The sequence below is a fragment of the Dactylosporangium sp. NPDC000244 genome (genome assembly GCF_040300725.1).
GTDB lineage: Bacteria > Actinomycetota > Actinomycetes > Mycobacteriales > Micromonosporaceae > Dactylosporangium.
The window spans coordinates 193,033-219,555 of sequence record NZ_JBEPEH010000004.1; the positions used below are offsets into that span (position 1 = coordinate 193,033).

Annotated in this window: 21 protein-coding genes and 1 pseudogene; 10 read left to right on the forward strand and 12 right to left on the reverse strand. The window is 73.7% G+C overall.

All coding sequences use genetic code 11. The features are described from left to right. Positions 1-133: 133 nt before the first annotated feature. The 5 genes from pgi to ABT369_RS07495 all read right to left on the reverse strand — a co-directional run bounded on the left by pgi (position 134) and on the right by ABT369_RS07495 (position 7,755). On the reverse strand, positions 134-1,768 hold the full coding sequence (gene pgi, locus ABT369_RS07475) for a glucose-6-phosphate isomerase (protein WP_350610865.1): 1,635 nt from the start codon (positions 1,766-1,768) through the stop codon (positions 134-136). A gap of 141 nt (positions 1,769-1,909) precedes the next feature. Further along, positions 1,910-2,980 carry a sulfite exporter TauE/SafE family protein gene (locus ABT369_RS07480; protein WP_350610866.1) on the reverse strand — a complete coding sequence of 357 codons (1,071 nt, stop codon included), beginning with the start codon at positions 2,978-2,980 and terminating at the stop codon, positions 1,910-1,912. A 376-nt stretch (positions 2,981-3,356) separates the two neighbouring features. After that, on the reverse strand, positions 3,357-5,345 hold the full coding sequence (locus tag ABT369_RS07485) for an ABC transporter ATP-binding protein (protein ID WP_350610867.1): 1,989 nt from the start codon (positions 5,343-5,345) through the stop codon (positions 3,357-3,359). Positions 5,346-5,409: 64 nt separating this feature from the next. Continuing rightward, positions 5,410-7,146, reverse strand: coding sequence for an ABC transporter ATP-binding protein (locus ABT369_RS07490; protein ID WP_350610868.1), 1,737 nt, complete (start codon positions 7,144-7,146; stop codon positions 5,410-5,412). Between the two features lie 3 nt (positions 7,147-7,149). Beyond that, positions 7,150-7,755, reverse strand: coding sequence for a TetR/AcrR family transcriptional regulator (locus ABT369_RS07495; protein WP_350610869.1), 606 nt, complete (start codon positions 7,753-7,755; stop codon positions 7,150-7,152). Positions 7,756-7,899: 144 nt separating this feature from the next. Here ABT369_RS07495 and ABT369_RS07500 point away from each other — a divergent pair, with 144 nt between their 5' ends. Further along, positions 7,900-9,084 (forward strand): GAF domain-containing sensor histidine kinase, encoded by a 1,185-nt coding sequence (locus tag ABT369_RS07500; RefSeq protein WP_350610870.1) that lies wholly within the window; start codon positions 7,900-7,902, stop codon positions 9,082-9,084. Between the two features lie 104 nt (positions 9,085-9,188). Next, positions 9,189-9,977, forward strand: a pseudogene (locus ABT369_RS07505) (dolichyl-phosphate beta-glucosyltransferase); the annotation flags it as partial. Here the strand turns inward: ABT369_RS07505 and erm are convergent. Next, on the reverse strand, positions 9,969-10,748 hold the full coding sequence (erm, locus tag ABT369_RS07510) for an ErmE/ErmH/ErmO/ErmR family 23S rRNA (adenine(2058)-N(6))-methyltransferase (protein ID WP_350610871.1): 780 nt from the start codon (positions 10,746-10,748) through the stop codon (positions 9,969-9,971). The pseudogene ABT369_RS07505 and the gene erm overlap by 9 nt on opposite strands. Positions 10,749-11,134: 386 nt before the next feature. Here erm and ABT369_RS07515 point away from each other — a divergent pair, with 386 nt between their 5' ends. Beyond that, a complete protein-coding gene (locus ABT369_RS07515) occupies positions 11,135-11,866 on the forward strand; it encodes an SDR family oxidoreductase (protein ID WP_350610872.1) in 732 nt (243 codons plus the stop codon). Positions 11,867-12,225: 359 nt separating this feature from the next. On the opposite strand, the gene ABT369_RS07520 is transcribed toward ABT369_RS07515, so the two are convergent. After that, positions 12,226-13,740: an MDR family MFS transporter gene (locus tag ABT369_RS07520; RefSeq protein WP_350610873.1), complete on the reverse strand. Its 1,515-nt coding sequence runs from the start codon at positions 13,738-13,740 to the stop codon at positions 12,226-12,228. Between the two features lie 39 nt (positions 13,741-13,779). Between ABT369_RS07520 and ABT369_RS07525 the strand changes: the two genes are divergently transcribed. After that, positions 13,780-13,926, forward strand: coding sequence for a hypothetical protein (locus ABT369_RS07525; RefSeq protein WP_350610874.1), 147 nt, complete (start codon positions 13,780-13,782; stop codon positions 13,924-13,926). A 19-nt stretch (positions 13,927-13,945) separates the two neighbouring features. Here the strand turns inward: ABT369_RS07525 and ABT369_RS07530 are convergent, their stop codons facing one another. After that, on the reverse strand, positions 13,946-15,061 hold the full coding sequence (locus tag ABT369_RS07530) for a MerR family transcriptional regulator (RefSeq protein WP_350610875.1): 1,116 nt from the start codon (positions 15,059-15,061) through the stop codon (positions 13,946-13,948). A gap of 62 nt (positions 15,062-15,123) precedes the next feature. Between ABT369_RS07530 and ABT369_RS07535 the strand changes: the two genes are divergently transcribed. Further along, on the forward strand, positions 15,124-17,208 hold the full coding sequence (locus tag ABT369_RS07535) for a DUF4132 domain-containing protein (protein ID WP_350610876.1): 2,085 nt from the start codon (positions 15,124-15,126) through the stop codon (positions 17,206-17,208). Here the strand turns inward: ABT369_RS07535 and ABT369_RS07540 are convergent. Together ABT369_RS07540 and ABT369_RS07545 are read right to left on the reverse strand one after the other, a co-directional pair. Continuing rightward, positions 17,190-19,097 carry a glycosyltransferase family 39 protein gene (locus ABT369_RS07540; protein WP_350610877.1) on the reverse strand — a complete coding sequence of 636 codons (1,908 nt, stop codon included), beginning with the start codon at positions 19,095-19,097 and terminating at the stop codon, positions 17,190-17,192. The two genes, ABT369_RS07535 and ABT369_RS07540, sit on opposite strands and share 19 nt — an antisense overlap. 72 nt (positions 19,098-19,169) lie before the next feature. Then, the gene (locus tag ABT369_RS07545) at positions 19,170-19,730 is read right to left on the reverse strand and encodes a helix-turn-helix domain-containing protein (protein ID WP_350610878.1); all 561 of its coding nucleotides are present in this window, start codon (positions 19,728-19,730) and stop codon (positions 19,170-19,172) included. A gap of 66 nt (positions 19,731-19,796) precedes the next feature. Between ABT369_RS07545 and ABT369_RS07550 the strand changes: the two genes are divergently transcribed. The 3 genes from ABT369_RS07550 to ABT369_RS07560 are packed head-to-tail and all read left to right on the forward strand — an operon-like array spanning position 19,797 to position 22,927. Further along, complete coding sequence (locus ABT369_RS07550; RefSeq protein ID WP_350610879.1) at positions 19,797-20,678, forward strand: NAD(P)/FAD-dependent oxidoreductase; 882 nt, start codon at positions 19,797-19,799, stop codon at positions 20,676-20,678. Positions 20,679-20,701: 23 nt separating this feature from the next. Then, entirely contained in the window at positions 20,702-21,652 is a 951-nt protein-coding gene (locus ABT369_RS07555; RefSeq protein ID WP_350610880.1) for a DNA polymerase domain-containing protein, read from the forward strand. A gap of 51 nt (positions 21,653-21,703) precedes the next feature. Next, the gene (locus ABT369_RS07560; RefSeq protein WP_350610881.1) at positions 21,704-22,927 is read left to right on the forward strand and encodes a sugar efflux transporter; all 1,224 of its coding nucleotides are present in this window, start codon (positions 21,704-21,706) and stop codon (positions 22,925-22,927) included. A gap of 27 nt (positions 22,928-22,954) precedes the next feature. Here ABT369_RS07560 and ABT369_RS07565 read toward each other — a convergent pair whose 3' ends face one another. Next, positions 22,955-23,533, reverse strand: coding sequence for a CGNR zinc finger domain-containing protein (locus ABT369_RS07565; RefSeq protein WP_350610882.1), 579 nt, complete (start codon positions 23,531-23,533; stop codon positions 22,955-22,957). 44 nt (positions 23,534-23,577) lie between these two features. Further along, positions 23,578-24,471 (reverse strand): alpha/beta fold hydrolase, encoded by an 894-nt coding sequence (locus tag ABT369_RS07570; RefSeq protein WP_350610883.1) that lies wholly within the window; start codon positions 24,469-24,471, stop codon positions 23,578-23,580. Between the two features lie 36 nt (positions 24,472-24,507). Between ABT369_RS07570 and ABT369_RS07575 the strand changes: the two genes are divergently transcribed. Then, positions 24,508-25,113 (forward strand): helix-turn-helix domain-containing protein, encoded by a 606-nt coding sequence (locus ABT369_RS07575; protein WP_350610884.1) that lies wholly within the window; start codon positions 24,508-24,510, stop codon positions 25,111-25,113. Continuing rightward, entirely contained in the window at positions 25,110-26,144 is a 1,035-nt protein-coding gene (gene selD / locus ABT369_RS07580; protein WP_502891712.1) for a selenide, water dikinase SelD, read from the forward strand. The genes ABT369_RS07575 and selD overlap by 4 nt, the downstream gene beginning before the upstream one ends. The last annotated feature ends 379 nt before the right edge of the window (positions 26,145-26,523 follow it).

The window sequence follows — 26,523 nt, forward strand, 5'->3', positions numbered from 1 at the left end:
CTGCCATCAGCCGGCCCGGCGCCGCTGCAGCCGCGTGCGGGCCGGCGCTGCCATCAGCCGGCCCGGCGCCGTTGCAGCCGCGTGCGGGCCGAGGGGCAGAGTGCCCCACGGCCCGCGGCGGCGATCGTCACGGTCAGCGGCCCCGCAGTGCCCGGTAGCGGCCCACCAGGCCCGCCGTCGAGCCGTCCAGCGCCGACAGGTCCGGGCTCTGCGAGGTCAGCGCCGGCTCGATGCGCTTCGCGAGGACCTTGCCCAGCTCGACGCCCCACTGGTCGAAGGAGTCGATGTCCCAGATCGCGCCCTGGACGAAGACCTTGTGCTCGTACAGGGCGATCAGCTGCCCCAGCACCTGCGGCGTGAGCTCGCCGGCGAGGATCGTCGTCGTCGGGCGGTTGCCCTGGAAGGTGCGGTGCGGCACCTCGGCCTCGGCCACGCCCTCCGCGGCCACCTGCTCCGAGGTCTTGCCGAACGCCAGCGCCTGGCCCTGCGCGAAGAGGTTCGCCATGAGCAGGTCGTGCTGGTCGCGCAGCGGGCCGAGCTCCGCGACGGGCTGGGCGAAGCCGAGCAGGTCCGCGGGGATGAGCTCGGTGCCCTGGTGGATCAGCTGGTAGTACGCGTGCTGCCCGTTGGTGCCGGGGGTGCCCCACACGATCGGGCCGGTCGCCCACTCCACGGGCTTGCCCTCGTGGTCCACGGACTTGCCGTTGGACTCCATGTCGAGCTGCTGCAGGTATGCCGTGAACCGCGACAGATAGTGGCTGTACGGGAGCACGGCGTGGGTCTGGGCGTCGTGGAAGTCGCGGTACCAGATGCCCAGCAGGCCCAGCAGCAGCGGCGCGTTGGCCTCCGGGGGCGCGGTGCGGAAGTGCTCGTCCATCTGGTGGAAGCCGGCGAGCATGGCGCGGAAGCCGTCCGGGCCGAGCGCGATCATCAGGGAGAGGCCGATGGCGGAGTCGTAGGAGTACCGGCCGCCGACCCAGTCCCAGAACTCGAACATGTTCGTCGTGTCGATGCCGAACTTCGCGACCTCGCCGGCGTTCGTCGACACGGCCACGAAGTGCTTGGCCACGGCCGCGTCGTCGCCGAGCGCGTCGAGCAGCCAGCTGCGCGCGGCGGTCGCGTTCGTGATCGTCTCGATCGTCGTGAACGTCTTCGACGACACGATGAACAGCGTGGTCGCCGGGTTCGCGTCGCGCACGGCCTCGTGCAGGTCGGCGCCGTCGACGTTGGAGACGAACTTGAAGGTCAGGGAGCGGTCGGTGAAGGCCCGCAGCGCCTCGTACGCCATCGCCGGGCCGAGGTCCGACCCGCCGATGCCGATGTTGACCACGGTCGTGATGCGCTCGCCGGTGTACCCGGTCCACTCCCCCGACCGGATGCGGTCCGCGAACGCCGACATCCGGTCGAGCACGGCGTGGACCTTCGGCACCACGTTCTCGCCGTCCACGATGATCTCGGCGTCGCGCGGCGCCCGCAGCGCGGTGTGCAGCACGGCCCGGTGCTCGGTGAAGTTGATCTTCTCGCCGCGGAACATCCGGTCGCGCAGCTCGGACACGCCGCGGGCGGCCGCGAGGTCCTGCAGCAGGCGCAGCGTCTCGTCGGTGACGAGGTGCTTGCCGTAGTCGAGGTAGAGGTCGCCGGCCTGCAGCGCGTACCGGCGGCCCCGGTCGGGATCTTCGGCGAACAGGTCGCGCAGGTGAACCTCTCCGAGTTCCGCGCGGTGCTTGACCAGCGCGGCCCACTCGGGCAGATGGTTGAGCCGAGGCATCAGGAAGCTCCTAGCGAGTCAGCGTGGTGACACTCCACTCGCTGATTCTGCCCCTTTCGCGTTCGTCTCGTCTTCGCTGTCCCGATCTTGTGTGACGGACGGGACGGCGGTTCGCGACGGGTCAGCGCGAGAAGTGCCCGATCACGTCGCGTGAGGCGGCCGGGCGGTGTCTCCCGGCGCGTTCGGCGAGAGGTCGCCCTGCGGGTCCGCCGGGGCTGCAGTCGCGTCCGGGTCCGCCGGGGTGGCGGCCGGGTCGGCGTTCGCTGCGGTGGCGGTCGGGTCTGCCGGGGCGTCCGGGTCCGTCGGGGTGGCGGCCGGGCCGGCGTTCGCTGCGGTGGCGGTCGGGTCTGCCGGGGCGTCCGGGGTCCGGTTGCGCCGCCGCAGGCCCTCCGCCACGGCCGCCGCGGTCGCGAGGCCGATCACGAGCAGGACGGTGCCGGTCGGGACCTCGAACAGCTTCAGCGCGCTGGCGATGAGCACGACGACCAGCGCGGCCCGTACCACGCCGGCCGGTGCGCGCGAGGACAGCCGGGCCCCGATGAGCACGCCCGGCACCGAGCCGATGAGCACCGCCGCGGCGAGGTCGAGCTTGAGGTCGCCGAAGAGCGCGTGCCCGAGCGCCGCCGAGAACACGAGCGGGATCGCCTGCACCAGGTCGGTGCCCACGAGGTCGCGGGGGCGCAGCGCCGGGTACAGCGCGAGCAGGATCACGATGATGAGCGAGCCCGACCCGACGGAGGTCATGCCGACGACGAGGCCGCCGACCGCGCCCAGCAGCACGGTGGGGACCGGCCGCACCTTGATCGGGGCCGCGGGTCCGTCGTCGCCGGCCGAGTTTCTCCGGTACGTCTTGATGAGCAGCCCCACCACCGCCAGCAGCAGCGCCACCCCGAGCGCCACCCGCACCACGTTCTGGACCCGGTCGCCGTCGCCGATCGCGCGCATGAGCAGCACGCCGGCGAACGCGCTCGGCACGCTGCCGAGGCACAGCCACCGCACCAGGCCCCAGTTGACGGACCCGCGCCGGGCGTGCACCCACCCCCCGAACGGCTTCATCACGGCGGACGCGGCAAGGTCGCTGGACACGGCGGCGAGCGGCGGCACGCCGAAGAACAGCACCAGGATCGGCGTCATGAGCGCGCCGCCGCCCATCCCGGTGAGCCCGACGACGATCCCGACCCCGAGCCCGGCGAACGCAAGCAACGGATCCATGCGGAGAAGTCTGGCTCCGAAACCCGATTTTGTCCACTAAGTAGGTCGACAAAGGTGAGAAGTCCGCCGGGAGGGTGAGCACCCAGCGTGACCTGCGCACGGCCGAGCTGCGTGGACGCTCGGATTCGATGACGGTGTGTGACCGATGCCGTCGGACTGATAGCTGGCCCGGGTGACTACCGCGGACCTGGCAGCGTCGGCGCGCAGCGCCGAGCGGTTCGCCAAGTCTGGCTCGGTGAGGCTTCGCGGAGACCGACCCAGACCAGGCGCTGGCGGCAGCGACGGTCCGCACCCCCGCGGGCCCGAGTCATGGCTTGAAGAAAGCGGCCCCGGGCGCTTGGGACGCCCGGGGCCGTTTGCGGAACCTGCGTGCGGGTCAGTCCACCTCGACCGCGGCGGCGGCGAACTGGGCCGAGTAGAGCCGTGCGTACGCGCCGTCCGACGCGAGCAGCGAGTCGTGCGTGCCCTGCTCCACGATCGACCCGTGCTCCATGACGAGGATCAGGTCCGCGTCGCGGATCGTGGACAGGCGGTGCGCGATGACGAAGCTCGTGCGGCCCGCCCGCAGCGTGCTCATCGCGCGCTGGATGAGCACCTCGGTGCGGGTGTCGACCGAGCTCGTCGCCTCGTCCAGGATGAGGATCGTCGGCTCGGCCAGGAACGCCCGGGCGATCGTGATGAGCTGCTTCTCCCCCGCCGAGACGCCCGCGCCCTCCTCGTCGAGGACGGTGTCGTAGCCCTCCGGCAGGGTGCGCACGAACCGGTCGGCGTGCGCGGCCTCGGCCGCCGCCGCGATCTTCTCCGGGGTCGGGTGGTCGGCGCCGTAGGCGAGGTTCTCCGCGATGGTGCCCTGGAACAGCCAGGTGTCCTGCAGCACCATGCCGATCTGCTCGCGCAGCTCGTCGCGCGACATCGCGGCGATGTCCACGTCGTCGAGCAGGATCCGCCCGCCGGTCAGGTCGTAGAAGCGCATGACGAGGTTGACCAGCGTCGTCTTGCCCGCGCCGGTCGGGCCGACGATCGCGACCGTCTGGCCGGGCTCGACGGTCAGTGACAGGTCCTCGATGAGCGGCTCGTCCGCCTTGTAGCGGAAGGACACGTGCTCGAAGGTGACCTTGCCGCGGACCTGGGCCGGGCGCGCCGGAGCGGCCGGCTCCGGGGTCTGCTCCTCGGCGTCGAGCAGCTGGAAGACCCGCTCGGCGGAGGCGATGCCGGACTGGACCAGGTTCGACATCGCGGCGACCTGGGTCAGGGGCTGGGAGAACTGCCGGGAGTACTGGATGAACGCCTGCACATCGCCCAGCGTCATCGTGCCCGAGGCCACCCGCAGGCCGCCGACCACGGCGACGAGCACGTAGTTGATGTTGCCGACGAACATCATCGCGGGCTGGATGAGGCCGGAGATGAACTGGGCCCGGAACGCCGAGGCGAACAGGGCCTCGTTGTGCTCCTCGAACGTCTTGGCCGCCTCCTCCTGCCGGCCGAAGATCTTCACGACCGAGTGGCCGGTGAACATCTCCTCGATGTGGCCGTTGAGCCGGCCGGTGCTCGCCCACTGCTTGACGAACTCCGGCTGGGACTTCTTGCCGATGCGGGCCGTGATGAGCACCGACACCGGCACGGTCACGAGCGCGATCACGGCCAGCAGCGGGGAGATCCAGAACATCATGCCGAGCACCGCGATGATCGTCAGCAGCGACGTGAGCAGCATGGACAGCGACTGCTGCAGGGTCATCGCGATGTTGTCGGTGTCGTTGGTGGCGCGGGACAGCACCTCGCCGCGGGCCTGCTGGTCGAAGTAGCTCAGCGGCAGCCGGGCGAGCTTGGCCTGGACCTGCTCGCGCAGCCGGTACACGGTGCGCTGCACGATGACCGTGGTCAGCCGGGCCTGCAGCAGGCCGAGGATCCAGGCGAAGAGGTACACCACCGCGACCCCGAGCAGCACCTGCTTGAGCCGGTCGAAGTCGATGCCCCGGCCCGGCACGAGGTTGCTCATGCCGCTGAGCAGGTCGGCGAACGCGTTGTCGCCGCGGGCCCGCAGCGCCTCGATGGCCTGTTCCTTGGTGGTGCCGGCCGGGATCTTCTTGCTGATGATGCCCTCGAAGATCACGTCGGTGGCGTGGCCGAGCAGCCGCGGGCCGAGCGTGGAGAGCACGACGCTGGCGATGCCGAAGACCAGCACCGCGACCACGATGAAGCGGTCCGGGGCGAGCATCTTCAGCAGCCGCTTGGCCGAGCCCTTGAAGTCCTCGATCTTCGCCGGGGGACCGCCGGCGCCCATCATCATGCGGCCGGGGCCGAACCCGGGTCCGCCGCCGGGCCGCGCGCCTCCGCCCGCGCCGCCTCCGGGTCGTGGTGCGGTCATGCTGTCCTACCTTCCATAAGAGCAAGAGACACGCGGCAAGCCCGCCTCCGCTTCGCTCCGGCGGTCATGCCGCGGCCTCCGCTTCAGTCAGCTGGGACAGGACGATCTCGCGGTACGTCTCGTTGCCGTCCATGAGTTCCTGGTGCGTGCCGGTGCCCACGACCCGGCCCTCGTCGAGCACGACGATGCGGTCGGCGTCGCGGATGGTGCTCACCCGCTGGGCGACGATGACCACGGTCGCGTCGGCGATCTCGAGGCGCAGCGCCTCGCGCAGGGCCGCGTCGGTGGCGTAGTCGAGCGCGGAGAAGGAGTCGTCGAACAGGTACACCTCGGGCCGGGCCACCAGCGTCCGGGCGATCGCGAGCCGCTGCCGCTGCCCGCCGGAGACGTTGGTGCCGCCCTGGGCGATCGGCGCCTGCAGCCCGTCGGGCATGGCCCGCACGAACCCGGCCGCCTGCGCGACCTCCAGGGCCCGCCACAGCTCCTCGTCGGTGGCGTCGGGCCGGCCGTAGCGCAGGTTGGAGGCGACGGTGCCGGAGAAGAGGTACGGCTTCTGCGGCACCATGCTGACCGTGCGCGCCAGCAGCGCGGGGTCGATGCGGCGCACGTCCACGCCGTCCACCAGCACCGTGCCGCCCGTCGCGTCGAACAGCCGCGGCACGAGGTTGAGCAGGGTCGTCTTGCCCGCGCCCGTACTGCCGATGATCGCCGTCGTCTGCCCGGGATGCGCGACGAGGTCCACGTCGGCGAGCACCGCCAGATCGGCGCCCGGGTAGTGGAAGGACACGCCGCGCAGCTCCAGCTCGCCGTGCACGCCGAGGCTCGTCACCGGCGCGGCCGGCGCCGCGACGCTGGACTCGGTGTCGAGGACCTCCTGGATGCGCTCGGCGCACACCTCGGCCCGCGGGATCATGACGAACATGAACGTCGCCATCATCACCGACATGAGGATCTGCATGAGGTAGCTCAGGAACGCGGTCAGCGCCCCGACCTCCATGCCGCCGGTGTCGATCCGCTTCGCGCCGAACCACAGCACGAGGATGCTGGAGGCGTTCACGATGAGCATCACCGTCGGGAACATCAGCGACATCAGCCGGCCCGTGGCCAGGGAGACCTCGCGCAGTTCGGCGTTGGTGCGGGCGAAGCGCTGCCGCTCGTGCTCGTCGCGGACGAAGGCGCGGATGACCCGGATGCCGGTGATCTGCTCGCGGATGACCCGGTTCACCAGGTCGATGCGCACCTGCATGAGCCGGAACAGCGGCCGCATCCGCACCACGATGAGCGCGATCAGGATGATGAGCACGGGCACGACGACGAGCAGCAGCCCGGACAGCGGCACGTCCTGCTTCAGCGCCAGCACGATGCCGCCGAAGCACATGATCGGCGCCGACACCATGAGCGTGAACGTCATCAGGACCAGCATCTGGACCTGCTGGATGTCGTTGGTGGTGCGCGTGATGAGCGACGGGGCGCCGAGCTCGCCGACCTCGCGGGCCGACAGCTGCTGCACCTTCGCGAAGAGCCCGGCCCGCACGTCGCGGCCCAGGGCCATGGCGGCGCGGGCGCCGAAGAACACGGCGGCGGCCGAGCACACGATCTGCAGCAGCGACACGCCGAGCATGAAGCCCCCGACGCGCAGGATGTAGCCGGTGTCGCCGGCCACGACGCCGTGGTCGATGATGTCGGCGTTGAGGGTCGGCAGGTACAGCGTGGCGAGCGTCTGCACCAGCTGCAGCACCACCACCAGGGTGATCGGCCCGCGGTAGGGCCGCAGGTATGTTCGCAGCAGACGGATCAGCATCGGTCAGGCTTCTCCAGGGTCGGATGGGACGTGCAGGAGGCCGTCGAGCAGGACGGCGACGATCTCGTCCGGCGTGAACTGCTCGTGCGGCAGGTCGCCCCGCGCGGCACTCACGACCAGGGCGAACAGCAGCCGGGACGTGGCGTCCGGGCTGCGGCGCAGCAGGTGCTTGTCGGGCTCGATCAGGTCCGCGACGGCCTCGGTGAGCCGCCGCCGGCCGTCCACGAGCGCGGCGAACGGCGACGAGTCCAGGGGCATGGTGCGGGCGAGCATCATGAGCGGCACCGAGCTCTCGACCCGGCGCGTCAGGATGGCCGCGGCGTCCTTGAGCCGCTCACGCAGCGTCGCCCCCGGGTCGATCGCGGACAGGGCGCGCAGCACCGGCTCCGGCTCGAAGGCCGTGCACAGCGCCGCGGACAGCAGCGACGCCTTGTCCGGGAAGACGCCGAAGATGGTGCCCTCGGCGACGCCCGCGGCCTCGGCGATCTGCCGGGTGGTGACGGCCGCCCCGTGGGTGCGCAGCAGCGGCAGCGTGGCGGCGATGAGGGCCGCGCGCCGCTCGTCGGGTGCCAGCGCGGGAACGCGCCGGCGACGGGTCTCGGCATTCACGGGCTCACTGTAATGAGCGAGCACTCACTCGTAAAGCGATTTCGCCCTGAGCCGAGTTGCAACCACGTGGCAACGCTGTGTAATCAAGCACTGCTCCTGGGTAACCGGACGATGATCCCACTAGACCCGGAAGGAAGGCCCGCCATGCGCGACGTCGACGAGGAAGCCCGGCTGTCCGCCCTGCACAGCTACGGCGTGCTCGACGCGCCCCGCCCCAGGGCCCTCGACGAGCTCACCCAGCTCGGCGTGTCCGTCTTCGACACCACCATGTCGACCGTCACGCTCGTCGACCGCGACCGGCAGTGGTTCGCCGGCAAGACCGGCCTGGCCGTCGACGAGACCCCCCGCGCCATCTCCTTCTGCGCCGAGACCATCCCGACCCGGCGCACCCTCGTCGTCTCCGACGCCCGCGCCGACGCGCACTTCCGCGACTACCCCAACGTCACCGGCGACCCCTACATCCGCTTCTACGCCGGCGCCCCCCTCATCGACGACGACGGCCACGTGCTGGGCACCTTCTGCGTCAAGGACGACCGCCCCGGCGACCTCGGCCCCCGCCAGCAGGAGGCCCTCGAGACCCTCTCCCGGCAGGCGACCGGGCACCTCTCGCTGCTGCGCAGCCGCCTCATGCTCGCCGAGCTCGGCGACGAGCTCGCCCGCGCGACCCAGCGCGAGGAGGACCTCATCGCGACCATCTCCCACGAGCTGCGCACCCCGGTGACGGCGATCCAGGGGTACCTCGAGCTGCTCGCCGAGGACGAGCGCCTCGCCGAATACAGCCGCCTGGTCGAGCCCATCTACCGCAACGGCCAGCGCCTCGTCGGCATGGTCGACCACCTGCTCACCGGCACCCGCCCGGCCGACGCGCCGCTGCTGCTGCACCGCAGCCCCGTCGAGCTGCACATGGTCATCACCGCCGCGGCCCAGGCCGGCAGCGCCCTCGCCGAACCCCGCGGCGTCGAGGTCGTCGTGGAGCCGCCGACCGAGGCCTCCGTCGTGTCCGTCGACATCGCCCGGCTCACCCAGGCCGTGCAGCAGCTGGTACGCAACGCGATCCTGTTCACCCCGGCCGGCGGCAAGGTCACCGTCCGCGCCGTCTACGCCCCGGCCCCCGCGATCGAGGTGTCCGACACCGGCGTGGGCATCCCGGCGGACGAGCTGCCCTACGTCTTCCAGCGCTTCTTCCGCGGCCGCCACGCCCGCCGCCAGGCCGTCCCCGGCGTCGGGCTCGGCCTGCACATCGCGCAGGAGGCCGCCGCGGCCCACGGCGGGCGGATCACGCTGAGCTCCGCCGGCGCCGGCACCACGGCCCGGCTCAGCCTGCCCTAGGCGGCACCGCCAGGCGCGGACGACCCCGATCGGCAACCGAGTTGGCAGCCCACACCCAGGTTCTCCGCGACCGGGTCACAAGATCCGGGCCAAAGCTGAACGGCATGGAGATCACCGCGAACCCGCCCGTCCTCGACATCGTCATCCCGGTCTACAACGAGCAGCACACGCTCGAACGCTGCATCCAGACGCTGCACGGGTTCCTGACCGCCTTCGTGCCGTACACCTTCCGGATCACGATCGCCGACAACGCCTCCACGGACGCGACCCTCAACGTCGCCGCCGCGCTCGCGAACCGCTTCGAACACGTCGCCGTGCACCACCTCGAGCAGAAGGGCCGCGGCCGGGCGCTGTCGGCGGTCTGGCAGCGCTCCGACGCCGACGTCCTCGCCTACATGGACGTCGACCTGTCGACCGACCTCGGCGGGCTGCTGCCGCTCGTCGCGCCGCTGATCTCCAACCACTCCGACGTCGCCCTCGGCTCCCGGCTCGCCCGCGGCTCCCGCGTCGTGCGCGGACCCAAGCGCGAGTTCATCTCCCGCTCGTACAACCGGATCCTGCGCACCGCACTGGGCGTGCGCTTCTCCGACGCCCAGTGCGGCTTCAAGGCCGTGCGCCGCGACGTGGCCCGGCTGCTGCTGCCGCAGGTGCGCGACACCGGCTGGTTCTTCGACACCGAGCTGCTCGTCATCGCCGAACGCGCCGGGCTGCGCATCCACGAGGTCCCCGTCGACTGGGTCGACGACCCCGACAGCCGCGTCGACATCGTGCGCACCGCCCTGGACGACCTGCACGGCGTGGCCCGGATGCGCCGCACCCTGCGCGACGGCACCATCCCGGTCGCCGAGCTGCGGGACCGCCTCGGCCGCCCCGCCCTGACCCTGTCACCGGCCGGCGCGTAGCAGCCGGAACAGCGTGAGCCACTGCTCCGGCCACACCAGCCCGACCGGCGTGCGGGTGTCCAGCCGCAACGCCCGGAACGCCCCGGCGACCCGGGCCGCCGGGAACCGCTGCGTCAGCGACGCATACAACGAGCCCCCGACGCCGCTGAAACCCAGATGCACGATGCTCCGGTACGTCCTGAGCCCGCCCGCCTCCACCAGCGGCACCGGGCGCCGGGTCAACCGCAGCAGCCCGCCGTCGACCCGCGGCACCGGCCGGAACGCGGCCCGGGACACGCGCCCGGCCAGCCGCCAGTCGACCTCCGGCCACGTCTCGATCGTCAGCCGCGACCAGCGCCCGTAGTCCCCGGCCCGCTTGCGCGCGTACTCCAGCTGGGTCAGCAGCGTCGCCGACGTCAGCCCCGGCGCCCGCAGGCACCAGGAGACGACCCCGGACGTCAGCGCGAACGGGATGTTGCCCACCACCGCGAACGGCTCCGGCGGCGGCGCGGCGGCCAGGAAGTCGGCCACCCGCACGCTCAGCCCGCCGAGGCGCGGCAGCGCGGCCGCCATCCCCGGATCGACCTCGAACGCGACCACCCGGCCGGCCCGGCGTACCAGCTCCTCGGTGAGCCGCCCCCGCCCGGCCCCGACCTCCAGCACGAGATCACCACGTTGCAGGGCGGCGGCATCGGCGATGCGGCGCACGGCCGCCGGATCCATCAGAAAGTTCTGCCCGTAGACGCGCCGGGCGCGCGGATGGGCAGCGGAAAAGCGAGACATGACCAGGTTCCCTGTTCGTTCGCGGCGAATGCGGACGCGGAAGGGCCCCGGTGCTGCACCTAGAGTTTCTCGACCTGGAAGTTCCCGGTTTCGTGGTGACGGGCGTCAGGCCTGGCAGACCAGGGCACGACGCCGGAAACGCAGACGCGCGGCCGGCATCACGGCCGACTCGATCAGGGCGTGCGTCGTGGTGGTCATCGCCGGAAGCTATCAGAACCGCGGATGCTCCCGCGCGGCATTTACGAACGAGCGAATCAGCGGGCTGCGCCGCGCGCACGCAGCACCGCAGCGCACCGCCGACCCGCCACAGCGCTCCGCGCCGCCGCGCGAGTCCCGACGAAACCGGTCTTGGCGCCCGGCCCTCGCCTGGGGGCACCGTTGAGCCCATGGAGCCAGTTGCACTCGGCGGCCGGCGCGTCGCCATTCTCGGCGGTACCTCCGGCATCGGCCTCGCCACCGCCCAGGCCGCGGCCGCCCTCGGCGCGGAGGTGATCGTCGTCGGCAGCCGCCCGGCGAGGGTGGCGAAGGCCCTCGCGGAACTCCCGGCCACGGCCACCGGCCACACCGCCGACCTGACCGACGAGGCCGCCCTGATCGCAACCGTGACGGCCCTGGGCCCCATCGACCACCTGGCGTACACCGCGGGCGAACCCCTGGTGCTCACCCCGCTCCCCGACCTCGACACCGCGACCGCGGCGGGCTTCTTCCGCCTGCGGTACTTCGGCGCCCTGGCCGCCGTCCGAGCCGCCACCCCACACCTGCGCGACGGCGGCTCGATCACCCTGATCACCGGCACGGCGGCGGACCGGCCCACACCCGGCTGGACGGTGGGCGCAAGCCTGTGCGGCGCCATGGACGCCCTGACCCGGGCCCTGGCCGTGGAGCTGGCCCCGCGCATCCGCGTGAACGCGGTGAAGCCCGGCGTGATCCGCACCCCGCTGTGGTCCGCGCTGCCCGACGACGCCCGCGAGGCCCTGTTCCGCGACAACGCCGCCTCGGTCCCCCTGGCCCGCGTGGGCGAGGTCGGCGACGTGGCGCGGGCCTTCATCTACTGCATGACCCAGCCCTTCGCCACCGGCGCCATCATCCCCGTTGACGGCGGCGCCCTGGCCGCTTGACGCACCGCAGTCCCGGGGCCGCCCGGACCTTCGCAACGGCCCCGGGACCCCGCACTCGCTCGACGGCCCCGGGTTCGCATTCGGCGCTCGATGTAGGCGGGTGCTCGGCCTCACGTCGCGTTTCGCTTCCTAGGAAACTAGGAACTGGACTTCTGTCGGCGCTCGACCGGGCCGCGCACCACACGGTCGAAGACCGGGCCACGCACACCGCCGCGACAGCTCGCCTGACGGCCGCCGCCGACCGCGAGGCCAAGACCCGGGGAGGCACCGCGCGCCGCCGCCGGCAAAGTCGCCACGGCGGTCCAGGGTCGTGTTCGCGATCGCGCCGAGTGCACCGCCGGAGCGCCCGGCGAAAGGCCTCAGGACAGCTTCTCGACCCGCCGAGGAATCAGCAGGATCACGGCCACGCCGCACACGCCGACGACTGCCAGCGCCACGAACACGTTGTGCGAGGCCGTGTAGAGGGCCGCGCGCACGTAGTCGACGACGTTCGCCGGAGCCGTGCCGCCCTTCAGCAGGATCGTCGTCGCATCGGCGCCCGCGGTCAGGGACGGCTTCACGTCCGGCGGCGCGGCGGCGAAGCGGCGGTCCAGGGTCGTGTTCGCGATCGCGCCGAACACGGCCGCCCCGACCGCGCTGCCGATCGAGCGCGAGAACATGTTCGTACCGGTCACCACGCCGCGGCGGTCCCAGTCGACGACGGACTGCACGGCCACGAGCGTCGGCGCGGTGGCGAGGCCGAGGCCGATGCCGATCACGAAGCAGGCGACCGCCGTCATCGCGACCGTGGTCTGCTCGGTGAGCAGGGCGCACATGACCGTACCGCCGATGATGATCACGCCGCCGATCAGCGCCGTGTTGCGGAAGCCGATGCGCAGGTAGATGCGGCCGGAGAGCGTCGCCGCGATCGGCCAGCCCAGCGTCATCGCGGCGACCACGAAGCCGGCGACCAGGGCGCTGGTGCCCAGTACCCCCTGGGAGAAGTTGGGGATGTAGGAGCTCAGGCCGATGACGAGCGCGCCGACGGCGACCGCGGAGAGGTTGCCCCCGATGAGCGTGCGGTGCTTGAACACCCACAGCGGCAGCACCGGCTCGGCCGCGCGGCGCTCGACGAACACGAAGGCCGTGATCATGACCGCGCCGAGCGTGAAGATGACGATGCTCGGGGCGCTGGCCCAGGCCCACATGATGCCGCCCTCGAGGGTGGCCAGGATGAGCAGCGTGCACCCGCCGATGAGCAGCACGGCGCCGAGGTAGTCGATGCGGTGCGCGCGGCGCTCGACGTTCTCCTTGAGGTGCCTGGCGAACATCCACACCGCGAACAGGCCCAGCGGCAGGTTCACGAAGAAGATCCAGCGCCACGACAGGTAGTCGGCGAACACCCCGCCGAGGGTCGGGCCGACGACCGAGGACACGCCCCAGACGCCGGCCACGTAGCCCTGGACGCGGGCGCGCTCCTCGACCGAGTACAGGTCGCCGATGATCGTCATGCTGATCGGCTGGATGGCGCCGGCGCCGATGCCCTGGATGGCGCGGAAGACGATGAGCGTGAGCATGCTCCAGGCGGCGCCGCACAGCACCGAGCCGAGCAGGAAGGCCGCGATGCCGAAGAACATGACCGGCTTGCGGCCGAGCACGTCGGCGAGCTTGCCGTACAGCGGCGTCGTGACGGCCGCGGTGAGCAGATAGATCGAGAACAGCCACGGGAAGTGCGCGAAGCCGCCCAGGTCACGCACGACCGAGGGCACCGCGGTGGCGATGATCGTGCTGTCCAGCGCGACCAGGCCGGTGGTCAGCATGACCGAGCCCAGGATCGGTCCGCGCTCCGAGCGCAGCCCGACCGCGGCGCGCTTGGTGAAAGTGGCCTCTTGCACGGACACACCTTACGACAGGGCCGGCATGTTCTCCTCCGGGTGACGCATCGGCGCGGCCGCGTCTTCGCCGTCCGGCGTACGACCGCCTCGCCCCGCCCGGCGATCGGCGCCGCCCTCACCGCGCTGGATCGGGCCGCCTCCGGCTTGAACCCGGCCCTGAACCCGGCCCCGGCGCACGCTCCCTGAACCGTGGCGGCGGCGCGGTTCAGGCCACGAGCAGCCGCAGGCCGAGCTCGGCCGTGTCGAGGGCGGCGAGGTCGCGGTTGCGCTCGGCCCACCGGCCCGAGGCGAGGTCCTCGCGCAGCCTGTCCACCGCGCGCCGCTCGGCCTCGGGCCCGACCCTGGTCCAGACCGACACCGCCCGGCGCACGTGCTCGTCCAGGTACGCCTCGGGGCGGCGCCAGTACGCCTCGAAGAAGCCGTCGGCGCAGTCCCACGGGATGAGCACCGGCTCCGCGCGGCCCCCGATCGCGCGGGTCAGGTCGGCCAGTGCGGGCCAGCCGTCGAGCAGGCCTGCGACCTCGGGCAGGTAGTCGCGGGTGAGCCAGAACCGCTGCCGCCAGCCGATGTCGTCGGCGTCGTACGTGAACACCACCACGCGGCGGGCCACCCGCCGCAGCTCGCGCAGCCCGGCGACCGGGTCCGGCCAGTGGTGCACGGTGCTGACCGCCATCGCGGCGTCGAAGGACCGGTCCTCGAACGGCAGGCGCTGCGCGGCGGCGGCCACGCACGGCGCCGCGCCCGCCGGACGCAGCGCCCGCATGACCGCCGACGGCTCCACCGCCGTGACCTCGCGGTCCGGGGGTTCGTAGGAGCCGGTGCCGGCGCCGACGTTCAGCACCGTCCGCGCGTCTCCCAGCGCGTCCCAGATCCGCGCGGCGATCCGCGGCTCGGTGCGCCGCGTCGCCGGGTAGGCGGACCCGATGGCGTCGTACAGCCGTGCGCCGAACACTCGCAGCTGCTCCTCGGGCGTCGTAGGGATCCCCATCGCTCGTGCCTCCAGTTCCCGGTCGATGGCCGTCACCATGGCGGCGGCGCGGTCGCGCTGGTCGAGCAGCAGGCCGCGCAGCCGGCGCAGGTGCGCGACCGCGTCGGTGGCCGGGTCGTCGACCAGATCCGCGATCTCGCGCAGCCCGAAGCCCAGCCGCCGGTAGGCCAGCACCTCCCGCAGCCGCTCCACGTCGCCCGCCGAATACGCCCGGTGCCCGGCCGCGGTCCGCGCGGACGGCCGCAGCAGCCCGATCTCGTCGTAGTGATGCAGCGTGCGGACGGTGACGCCGGCCACCTCGGCCACCCGCCCCACGGTCAGGTGCTCCTCCATACCGCCGACTATGTGGCATGACGCCGCGTGAGGAACAAGACCGGGCGCCCTAGGCTGCCGCCGTGAGGTTCGTACTCCCGGTGTCCTGGCACCGCTCCTTCTACCCGCGCCGCGGCGGCGCTCCCCTGGCCGTCGAGCCGTCCGGTGACGCCATGCCGCCGCTCGGCGACGCGGCCCGGGCCGCGGCCGAGCTCGCCGCCGGGGTGACAGACGCGGCGGAGGTCAGGCGGGTGCTCGCGCCGGTACGCACGGCGCTCGCGGGCGCGCCCGAGAGGGCGTACGCCGAGGCCGCCGACGCGCTGCGCCAGGTCCGCACCGGGTCGTGGGCGCACCGGCTCGCCGCCGCGTTCCTCGCCCCGGACCTCGCCGGGCCGGATTTCGCCGAGGTGCCCGAGCGGCACCCGCTCGCGCCGCTGCTCCTGGCGTCCGCGTCCACTGTGGAGCAGGCGCAGGGGGTGCTCGCCCGGCTCGCGCCCACGCAGGCCGAGCAGCTGCGGGAGCCGGAGCTGCTGCACACGCTCGCCGAGGGCATCGGCGACGGCGTGCTCGACCTGTACGCGCGGTACTGGACCGGGCGCTCGGTCGAGTACACGCTGGCGGGGGTGCCCGACTACCTCGCGGCGATGATCGAGGCGCTGCCCGCGATCGGCACCGGGCGCGCGTTCGAGACCCTGCTCGGGCTGGCCGGGCAGCGCGGCGTCCCGGCCGCGATCATGGCCGCGGCGGACCGCTTCCCGGACCTCGTCGTGCCGCTGCTGCGGGCGAACGCGTCCCGGCCCCGGGTCGCCGAGCTGCTGAGCCGGCACCTCGCCCGGCACACCGGCACGGCCGTCGTGGCGACCGGCGCGGTCCCGCGGCTGCCGCAGTGGGTCGAGCCCGCGACGCTGCCGCCGATCCGGGTCGCCGCCGCGCCGGTGGTGCAGCGGCTCATGCGCGGCGAGATCCCCCCGGAGGCGGGCGACCTGGCCCGGTTCGGCTGGGAGCTGTGCTGCCGCTGGGAGGAGGCCGGGGCACCGCCCGCGGGTCGCTGGGCCCTCGAGGCGCAGGCGCTCGTCGGCGACGACGAGACCGCGGCGGGGCTGGCCGAGGCGGTGCGGCGGTGGGCCGGCGAGGGCGCCGGCCAGCGGGTCGCCGCCGGCATCGACGTGCTGCGGCGGCTCGGCGGCGACGCGGCGCTGCGGCAGCTGCACGACCTGGCGACCACGGCGAAGTCCCGGGCGGTCCGCGCCCGCGCCGAGGCGGGCCTGGCCGGGGTCGCCGCCGGGCTGGGCCTGACCGCCGACGCGCTCGCCGACCGGCTCGTCCCCCGCTTCGGCCTCGCCCCCGGCGCGACCGTCGTGCTCGGCGACGGCCCGCACCGGATCACCGCCGGCTTCGACGACCAGCTGCGCCCCTGGGTGACCGACGAGCACGGGACGCGCCGCCGGGACCGGCCCGGGTCCCCGTTCGCGGCGATCCGCCAGGGCGTCCGCAAGGTCACGGCCGAGCAGGTCCACCGCCTCGAGCTGGCGATGACGGCCGGGCGGCGGTGGAGCGCGGCGGAGTTCCGGGTGCTGCTCGAGCACCCGCTGCTGTTCCCGCTCGCCCGGCGGCTGGTGTGGATCACCGGCCCGCCCGGGGCGCCCGGCGTCGCGGTCCGCGTGGCCGAGGACCGCACCCTCGCCGGCGTCGCCGACGAGCGGGCCGACCTGGCCGCCGGGGACGTGCTCGGCGTCGCGCACCCCGCGGACCTCGACGTTCCCGCCTGGATGGCGGTGTTCGCCGACTACGGCATCCTGCAGCCCTTCCCGCAGTTGCATCGGCCGGTGTACCGCCTGGAGCCCGGCGAGTCCGCCGCCGCACGGCTGCGCCCCGTCGCGGTGGTGCGGCTGCTCGCACTGGAGCGGCACGGCTGGCGGCGGGCCGCCGTCGAGGGCGCCCGCGTGCTCGGGATGGAGCGCGACCTGCCCGGCGGCGACGTCGTCGCCGTCGGCCTCGATCCCGGCATCGCCCTCGGCCCGCGGCCGGACCGGCAGCCCGAGCAGCGCCTGTGCGACATCCGCATCCGCACACCCGAAGGCCGCGCCCGGCCCCTCGCGGAGCTGGACGCGGCCTCGGTCTCGCAGCTGCTGGCCGACCTCGCGCCGGGTCAGGAGACGAGCTTGTAGACGGTGGTGCTGCCGACGGTCTGGGCGGTGTAGTTCGCGGCCACCCAGGTCGCGATCTCGCTGTTGCCGCCGCCCATGCCGCCGCCGCGGCCGCCGGAGACGTAGTACGCGACCTGGCCCTTGGCCACCATCGCCTGGAACTCGGCCAGGGTCGGGGCCGGGTCGCTGCCGTCCCAGCCGCCGATCGCGATCACCGACTTGCCCGTCGCCAGCTCCAGCTCGGCGGCCGTCTGGTCGCCGGTGGTGGCCGCGGCCCAGGTCGTCGTCGTGGACCGCAGCAGCGTGGTGAGTTCGCTGTCGCTCTGTCCCTCGCCGCCGAAGCCGCCCATCCGGCCGCCGCCGCCACCGAAGCCGCCGCCCATGCCCGCCGACGCCGGGCCGGAGGTGGGGATGGAGCCGGCGTGCGGCTGGTTCGCGGTCGCCAGGGCCCACGCGCTCGTCCCGCCGAAGCCGGTCAGCACGGCGGCCAGGGTGAGCACGACCGCGAGGCGCCGGCCGAGCCCGGGCCGCCCCGGCCGCACTGCCGGCGCGAGGCCGCCGAAGGCCGCGATCGCCACCGCCGCGGCGCCGCCGAGCAGCAGCAGCGACCAGCGCAGCCACGGGTTCCAGGAGGCGTCGCGGGAGAGCAGGACGAAGTCCCACGCGGCGGTCACGAAGACCATCGCGGCCAGCACCAGCCGCGTCGGCAGCGCGGCCCGGGCCCGCCACAGCTCGCGGCCGGCGATGGCGACGAGCGCGGCGATCGACGGGGCGAGGGCGACGGTGTAGTACGGGTGGATCGTCCCGGACATGTAGCTGAAGACCAGGCCGGAGACGAGCAGCCAGCCGCCCCAGACGATGAACGCGGCCCGGGTGGCGTCGGTGCGCGGGGCGCGGCGGGTGAACCACAGGCCCGCGACGAGGGCGATGAGCGCGGCCGGGAGCAGCCAGCTGATCTCCGTACCCATGCTGTCGCCGAAGAGGCGCGTGATGCCGGTCGAGCCGCCGAAGCCGACGTTGCCCATGCCGCCGCCGCCCCCGCCGCCGCGGTTGCCGTTCCCGCCGAGGATGCGGCCGAGGCCGTTGTACCCCAGGGCGAGCTCGAGCAGGCTGTCGTTGGTCGAGCCGCCGATGTACGGCCGCGACGAGGCGGGCCAGAGCGCGACCAGCGCGACGAACCAGCCGGCCGACACGACCAGCGTGGCGCCCGCGGTGAGCAGGTGCACGAGGCGGCGGCCGACGGTGGCCGGCGCGGCGATCAGGTAGGCCAGCGCGAAGCCGGGCAGCACCAGCAGCCCCTGGAGCATCTTGGTCAGGAACGCGAAGCCCAGCGCGGTCGCCGCGAGGGAGAGCCAGCCGGGCGAGGCCTGCTCCACGGCGCGGGTGGTGCAGTAGGCGCCGGCGACGAGCAGCAGGGTGAGCAGCGCGTCGGGGTTGTCGAAGCGGAACATGAGCACGGCGACCGGCGTCAGGGCCAGGGCCGCCCCGGCGAGCAGGCCGGCGGCGGCGCCGAAGTGCCGCTTCACGGTCGCGTAGAGCAGCGCGACCGCGGCCACGCCCTCGAGCGCCTGCGGCACCAGCAGGCTCCAGCTGTTGAAGCCGAAGATCCGCCCCGACAGCCCCATGATCCACAGCGAGGCGGGCGGCTTGTCGACGGTGATGACGTTGCCCGCGTCCAGCGAGCCGAACAGCAGCGCCTTCCAGCTCTGCGTGCCGGCCTGCACCGCGGCGGCGTAGAAGCTGTTGGCGTAGCCGGAGTCGCCGAGGCGCCACAGGTACAGCACGCCGGTGAGCAGCAGCAGCGCGGCGAGCGCCGGGCGTTGCCACACCGGCCGGCGAGCGGCGGCCTGATGTGCGGGCCGGTTCGCGGCGGCGCGCCGGGCCGGTCGGGGCAGCGTCGTGGTGGTCATGGTCCCGACTCTCGGCGCCGCGGCTGTCCCGGACTTGCCAGGAGCCTGTGCGCCGGCTGTGAACCGCTCGGCTCAGCGGGAGCGGGCGCGCACGTGGACGCGCTCGCCCTGCGGCCCGAAGAGGCTCAGCACCTCGGCGGCGTACGGGCTCGGGTTGCCGAACCAGTGCGGCACCCGGGTGTCGAACTCGACCGCCTCGCCCGTCTGCAGCATCATGTCGTGCTCGCCGAGAACGAAGCGCAGCCGCCCCGACAGCACGTACAGCCACTCGTACCCCTCGTGCGTCTGCGGGGTCGGCGTGTCGTCCGCGGGCGTGTTCGGCGGGAAGATGAGCTTGAACGCCATCGGGGCGCCCGGGCGCTGGGTGAGCGGGATGTGGGTGACGCCGTGGCGCACCACGGGCTGGGTGTGCACCCGCGGGTCGGCGGTCGGCTCGGCGCCCGCGAGGTAGTCCAGCGTCACCCCGTGCGCGCGGGCGAGGGGCACCAGCAGCTCCAGGGTCGGGCGGCGGCCGCCGGACTCGAGCCGCGACAGGGTGCTCACCGAGATGCCGGTGTCGGCCGCGAGCGCGGTCAGCGTCACGCCCCGCTGCTCGCGCAGCCGCCGCAGCCGGGGGCCCACGTGATCGTCCATGGCACCAGTTTGCCATTTTGGCAAAGAACTTTGCCAGAAGCGCGGCGACCGGGCATCGTCGAGCGCATGAGTGAGCGGTACGACGTGATCGTCATCGGCGGCGGGGCGGCCGGGCTGAGCGGGGCACTGACCCTGGCCCGGGCGCGCCGCCGCGTCCTGGTCCTCGACGGCGGGCAGCCCCGCAACGCCCCCGCCGGCGGCGTGCACAACTACCTCGGCCGGGAGGGCACCCCGCCCGGCGAGCTGCTGCGGATCGGGCGCGAGGAGGCCCGCGGCTACGGCGCCGAGATCGTCACCGGCGAGGTCGTGCGGGCCTTCCGCGACGGCGACGACCTGCGCGCCGTCCTCGCGGACGGCACGGCGTTCGCCGCCCGCCGGCTGCTGGTCACCACCGGGGTCGTCGACGAGCTGCCGGACATCCCGGGCCTGGCCGAGGGCTGGGGCGACTGGGTGCTGCACTGCCCGTACTGCCACGGCTGGGAGGTGCGCGACCGGCCCGTCGGCATCATCGCCACCAGCGCGCTGGCCGCGCACCCGGCGCTGCTGTGGACCCAGTGGACACACGACCTCGTCCTGTTCACCAACGGCCACGAGGTGCCGGGCGTCCCCGCGGCGGTCACGGTCGTCGAGGGCGCGGTCGCGAAGGTCGAGCAACGGGGCGTACACCTGGAAGACGGCGGATTCGTGCCGCGGGAGGCGATGGTGGTGCAGACGACGCTCGCCGCGCGCGCCGGGTTCCTCGACGGCCTCGGGCTGCCGCTGGCCACCCTGCAGATGCAGGGCGTGCCGGTCGCCACCTACGTCGCGGCCGACGCGATGGGCCGCACCGAGGTGCCGGGCGTGTGGGTGGCCGGGAACCTCGCCGACCCGATGGGCCAGGTCATCGGCGCGGCCGCGGGCGGGATGAAGGCCGGCGCCGCGCTCAACATGGACCTGCTGCTCGGATAGCGCCCAGCCGATACGGTGTGACGGTGAGCACCTCCGAGGAACGTGACGGGGTCGCGCTGACCAACCTCGACCAGCCCATCTTCGAGGGGGCCGGCGCGACCAAGCGCGACCTCGTCGACTACCTCGACGCCGTGCGCGACCGGATCATCCCGGTGCTGCGCGGACGGCCGCTGTCCGTGGTGCGCATCATGCGCGGGCAGGACTCGTTCATGCAGAAGAACGTGCCCAAGTACACGCCCGAGTGGGTGAAGACCGTGCACCTGTGGGCCGAGACGTCCAAGCGCGACGTCGCCTACGCGCTGTGCGACGACCGCCGGACGCTGCTGTGGTTCGGCAACCAGCGGGCGGTGGAGTACCACCCGGCGCTCGTGCGCGCCGGGGACTGGGCGCACACCACGCACCTCGTGCTCGACCTCGACCCGCCCGAGGGCGGCGACTTCTCGCTCGTCGTGCGCGCGGCCGGGCTGATCCGCGAGACCCTCGACGCGGCCGGGCTGCGCGGCGCGGTGAAGACCAGCGGCGCCAAGGGCCTGCACGTCTTCGTGCCGATCGAGCCGACGCCGATGGAGGACGTCGCCGCCGCGACGCGCGCGATCGCCGCGCGGGCCGAGCGGCTCGACCCCGGCCTGGCGACGACCGCGTTCATCCGCGAGGACCGGCACGGCAAGGTGTTCCTGGACCCGACGCGGGTGGGCGGGGCGACGGTCGCGTGCGCGTACAGCCCGCGGCTGCGGCCCGGGTGCCCGGTCTCCTTCCCGCTGGCCTGGTCCGACCTGGACGGTGTCACGCCCCGCGACTTCACCGTCCACACGGCGCCGGGGCTGCTCGGCGACGCCGACCCGTGGGCCGCGCACATGCCCGGCCCGCAGGCGATCCCCGCCGACCTGATCACGGAGGGCCACACCATTCCCGTCCCGCGCGTGCAGGCCATGCACGAGGGCAAGCGCCGGGCCCGGGCCCAGCGCACATCGTGAGCTTCGCGATATTCGGCAGAGCGCTCCCGCGTGGTCCCGTAAGGTGCGGAGGTGGTTTCAGGGGTTAGCGTCGAAGCACCGTCCAGCACCGCCCGCCGCGCCCTCGTCCCGCTCGGCATCATCTTCTTCTTCGTCGGCATGTCGGTCGCCGTCGTCGGCCCGTTCCTGTCGCTGTTCCTGAGCACCGAGGTCCACGCCGCCCCGGCCCTGGTCGGCGCGTTCCTCGTGGCCGGCCCGCTGGCCTCGATGGTCTCCTCGAACCTGCTCGGCCGGCTCTCCGACCGCCGCCCGATCCGCCGCCGGCTGCTGCTCACCGCGGCCCTGGCCGGGTTCACCGGGGCGATCGCGACCGCGTTCGTGCGCGAGTACTGGGTGCTGCTCGCCCTGACCATGACCCTCACGGCCCTGAGCGGCGCCCTGTTCCCGCAGTCCTTCGCCTATGCCCGCGAGGTGCTCTCCCAGCGCGGCTCGACCCGCGCGGCGATGGCGATCAGCACCCTGCGGATGGTGTTCTCGGTCGCCTGGGTGGCGGGCCCGCCCGTGGCCGCGCTGCTGTTGCAGTGGGGCGGCTTCCGGGTGCTGTACCTCACCGCCGCCGCCATGTACGCGACCGCCGCCGCCGTGATCTACCTGCGCCTCGGCGAGGTGTCCCCGCCCGCGCACCACGAGCGCCCGCCCGCGCGCCGGGCCGGGGCGGTGGTGTGGTGCACCGTGGCCGCGTTCGCCGTCATGCAGGCCGCCGGGGTCCTCAACGTGCAGGCGATGTCGCTGTACCTCTCCCACGTCCTGCACGCCCAGGTGCGCGACGCGGGCCTCATCCTCGGCCTGTGCGCCGCGCTGGAGATCCCGCTCATGCTGGGCTTCGGCGCCCTGTCGGCCCGCTACCCGCTGCGCCGCCTGATCGTCCTCGGCGCCGGGATCGGGGTGGTGTACTACACGCTGGTGGCCCTGGTCGCGCACAGCTGGCAGATCGCGGCGCTGCAGGTGCTCAACGCGACCTTCATCGCCGCGGTGCAGGGGCTGGGCATCTCCTACGTCCAGGAGCTCCTGCCCGGCGAGCCCGGCCGCGCCACGACCCTGGCCGCCAACGCGTTCCCGGTGGCGTCGCTGCTGGCCGGCCCGCTGCTGGGCCTGTCGGCGGACGTGGGCTACCGCTACGCCTACGTGTCGGCGGCCGCGCTGTGCCTGCTCGGCTTCACCCTGCTCGTGACGACGGCCCCGCGGCACCCGGCGACACCCGCCCCGGCCCCGGAACCCGTCGCCGCCGCCGCGTAGCCCGCACCGGCCGGCAGCCGGCGGGCGTCAGACCGCGACCTGGGCGGACTCCGAGCGGCGGCGCTGCTTCTTGGCGCGGTTGCCGCAGCTGTCCATCGAGCACCAGCGACGGCTCCCGGGCCGCGATCCGTCGAGGAACAGCGCGTTGCACGCCGGGTCCGCGCACTCGCGGATGCGCTGCACGGCCGGCGAGGTCACGAGGTCGAGCGCGTCGCGGGCGACGAGCGCGAGGGTGCTCGTGACGGGGTCGTTGGCGTACCACCGCAGCTCCCCCCGCTCCCCCAGCGCCGGGGTCGGCACCGAGCGCGCGGCCGCCTGGTTGACGCGCTCGCGCGGCGCCTCGCCCGCCGCCGCGGCACCGGCGCGGGTGCGGGCCGCGGCGACGAGCGCGTACACGGCCTCGCGCAGGCCGTGCGCGTCCCGCACGATCGCGGCGGGCACCACGCTGCCCGGCACCGGCGCCACGGGACCGCACTGGCCGACCCACGCCGCGAGCGCGGGCCCGTCGGGCAGCTCCTCGACGGCGTGCTCGGTGCCGCGACGGTGCAGCGTCCGGGTGAAGTCGAGGCACAGCCTGCCGGCGCCCCAGCGGAAGACTTCTGGCATCCGGACACCCTATCGTTCTGACCGGTTTAACCGGTACACCCCGGCTACCCGGCGGCGACCCGGTGCAGCAGGTCGCGCAGGGCGGCGAGGACGGGCTCGGGCTGCTGCACGTGGAGGTACTGGTGCGACGCCCCCGCGACCAGGCGCCGCTCGCCGCGCGGGACCGAGGCGGCGATCGCCGCGTGCAGCGCGTGCACGCCGTCGTGGGCGCGCTCGATCAGCTCCGGCGGCATGTGCTGGACCCAGAGCGGGTTCTTGTCCGCCGCGCTGAGCACGATGAGCGGCACGTCGGGCAGCGGGCCACCGGCGGCCAGCTCCGCGTACACCTCGTCCTCGAGGTTGCGCCCCTCGCGCAGCCCGGTGCGCCAGTGCTCGAGGCGGTGCTCGACGAGGGGTGCGCGGATGTCGTCGGGCCACTGCGCGTACAGCCGCAGCAGCGCGGTCCTGGATGCCTCGATCTGCTCGGGGGTCAGCTCCGGCAGCGCGTCCCACGTGGGCTTCATCCGCTCGTTGAGCGCGACGACCTCGGCCGGCAGGTGGCGCAGGATGTCCTCGTGCCCCGGGTCGAGGAACAGCAGGCCGGCGACGTCGGACGGGAACAGCTGCGCGAACCTGCGCGCGTAGACGGCGCCCATGGAGTGCCCGGCCAGCACGTACGGCCCGGGGATGTCCGCCGCGCGCAGCGTCTCGCGCAGCTCGGCGGCGACGTCGGCCGCCGTGCGGGGCAGGTCGGCGTCGTCGCTCCAGCCGGTGCCGGCCCGGTCGTAGGTGACCGCCGTGGTCAGCTCCGACGCGGCCCGCACGAGGTTGTCGTACTCCAGCCCGACGAGCCCGGCACCGGGCACGAACACGACGGGCGGCCCCCCGCGACCGGCGCGGTACAGCGCGATCCGGCGCCCGCCGGCCTCGACGAGCTCACCCCGTGGCATTGTTCTCATGGATGCGAACATTATCAGGTGTGCGAACATAAGCCAATGGACCCCGTCGAGCTCCTGCTGCACCCGGTGCGGCTGCGGATCGTGCACGCGCTGTCCGGCGGGCGCAGCCTGACCACGCAGCAGCTGTGCGAGCGGATCGCGGACGCGTCGAAGGCGACGGTGTACCGCCACGTCGCCCTCCTCGCCGAGGCCGGCATCCTCGAGGAGTCGGGCCAGCAGCGGGTGCGCGGGTTCGTGGAGCGGCACTACCGCCTGCAGCCGGCACGGGCCGCGGTGACCGCCGAGCGCGCGGCGGCCGCGACCGCCGACGACCACCGGCGCGCGTTCGCGGCGTCGATGGCGGCGCTCCTCGCCGAGTTCCAGGCCTACCTGGACGATCCCGCCGCCGACCCGGCGGCGGACCAGGTCGGCTACCGCCAGCACGCGGTGTGGCTGACCGCGGCCGAGCGCGAGCGGCTCATCGCGGGCATGCGCGCGGCGATCCTGCCGATCATCGCGAACGGCCCCGCCCCGGGCCGCGCGCAGCACCTGCTCAGCCCGATCCTGTTCCCCCTCGACCTCCCGGCCGACCTCCCGGCCGACCTCCCGGCCGACCTCCCGGCCGACTTCCCGGCCGACGCCCCGGTCGCCGACGAACCATGACCGCGGGCCGCGGTGTGCCTAGAGTGGTAGGCGTGACGCAGACGATCCGGCTCACCGGATACGCGCACGGCGGCGGCTGTGCCTGCAAGATCCCGCCCGGCGAGCTCGAGGCGGTGGTCGCCGGGCTGGTCGGCGACCGGGCCCCAGACGGCCCCGGCGAGCTGCTCGTCGGGCTCGACGACGGCGACGACGCGGCGGTCGTGGCGATCGCGAACGGCACGGCCGTCGTGGCGACCGCGGACTTCTTCACGCCGGTGGTCGACGACGCGTACGACTGGGGCCGCATCGCCGCCGCGAACGCCCTCTCCGACGTCTACGCGATGGGCGGCCGGCCGGTCGTGGCGGTGAACCTGCTCGCCTGGCCCCGCGAGGTGCTGCCCCTCGAACTGGCCGCCGAGGTCCTGCGCGGCGGGCTCGACATCGCCCGCGAGGCCGGCTGTCACGTGGCGGGCGGGCACTCGGTGGACGACCCGGAGCCGAAGTACGGCATGGCGGTCACCGGCCTCGCCGACCCGCAACGCCTGCTGCGCAACGACCGCGGCCGCGCGGGCCTGCCCCTGACACTCACCAAGCCGCTCGGCGTCGGCGTGCTCAACAGCCGCCACAAGGCCACCGGCGAGCCGTTCCCGCACGCGGTCGCCGCGATGTGCACCCTCAACCGCGACGCGTCCGAGGCCGCCCTGGCCGCGGGCGCCGAGTGCGCCACCGACGTGACGGGCTTCGGCCTGCTCGGCCACCTGCACAAGCTCGCCCGCGCGAGCGGCGTGACGGCGGTCGTCGATGCGGCAGCGGTACCGTACCTCGACGCCGCCCGCCGTGCCCTCGCCGACGGCTACGTCAGCGGGGGCACGCGGCGCAACCTCGACTGGGTGCGCCCGCACCTGGACGCGGGGGCGACGCCCGAGGACGAGCTGCTGCTGCTGGCCGACGCCCAGACGTCCGGGGGTCTGCTCGTGGCCGGCGAGGTTCCCGGCTACCCGGTCATCGGCGAGCTCATCCCCGCGGACGGTCCCACCCTGCGCGTGCGCTGACGCCTGAGCACGGCCACCGCACGGACACGAGCACGGCCACTGTGTAACCGCCCAGTTGTGGGCACTGTGCCGCACGGACACGGGCACGGCCACTGTGTAACCGCCCAGTTGTGGGCACTGTGCCGCACGGACACGAGCACCGCCACTGTGGTGCTGCCCAGACTCGGGCGCCGTGCTGCACGGACACGAGCACGGCCGCCGCACGAAAACGAGCGCAGTGTTGCACGGGCACCACACGAGCGCGAGCGCAGTGTTGCACGGGCACCACACGAGCGCGAGCGCTGTGTTGCACGGGCACCACACGAGCGCGAGCGCTGTGTTGCACGGGCACCACACGAGCGCGAGCGCTGTGTTGCACGGGCACCACACGAGCGCGAGC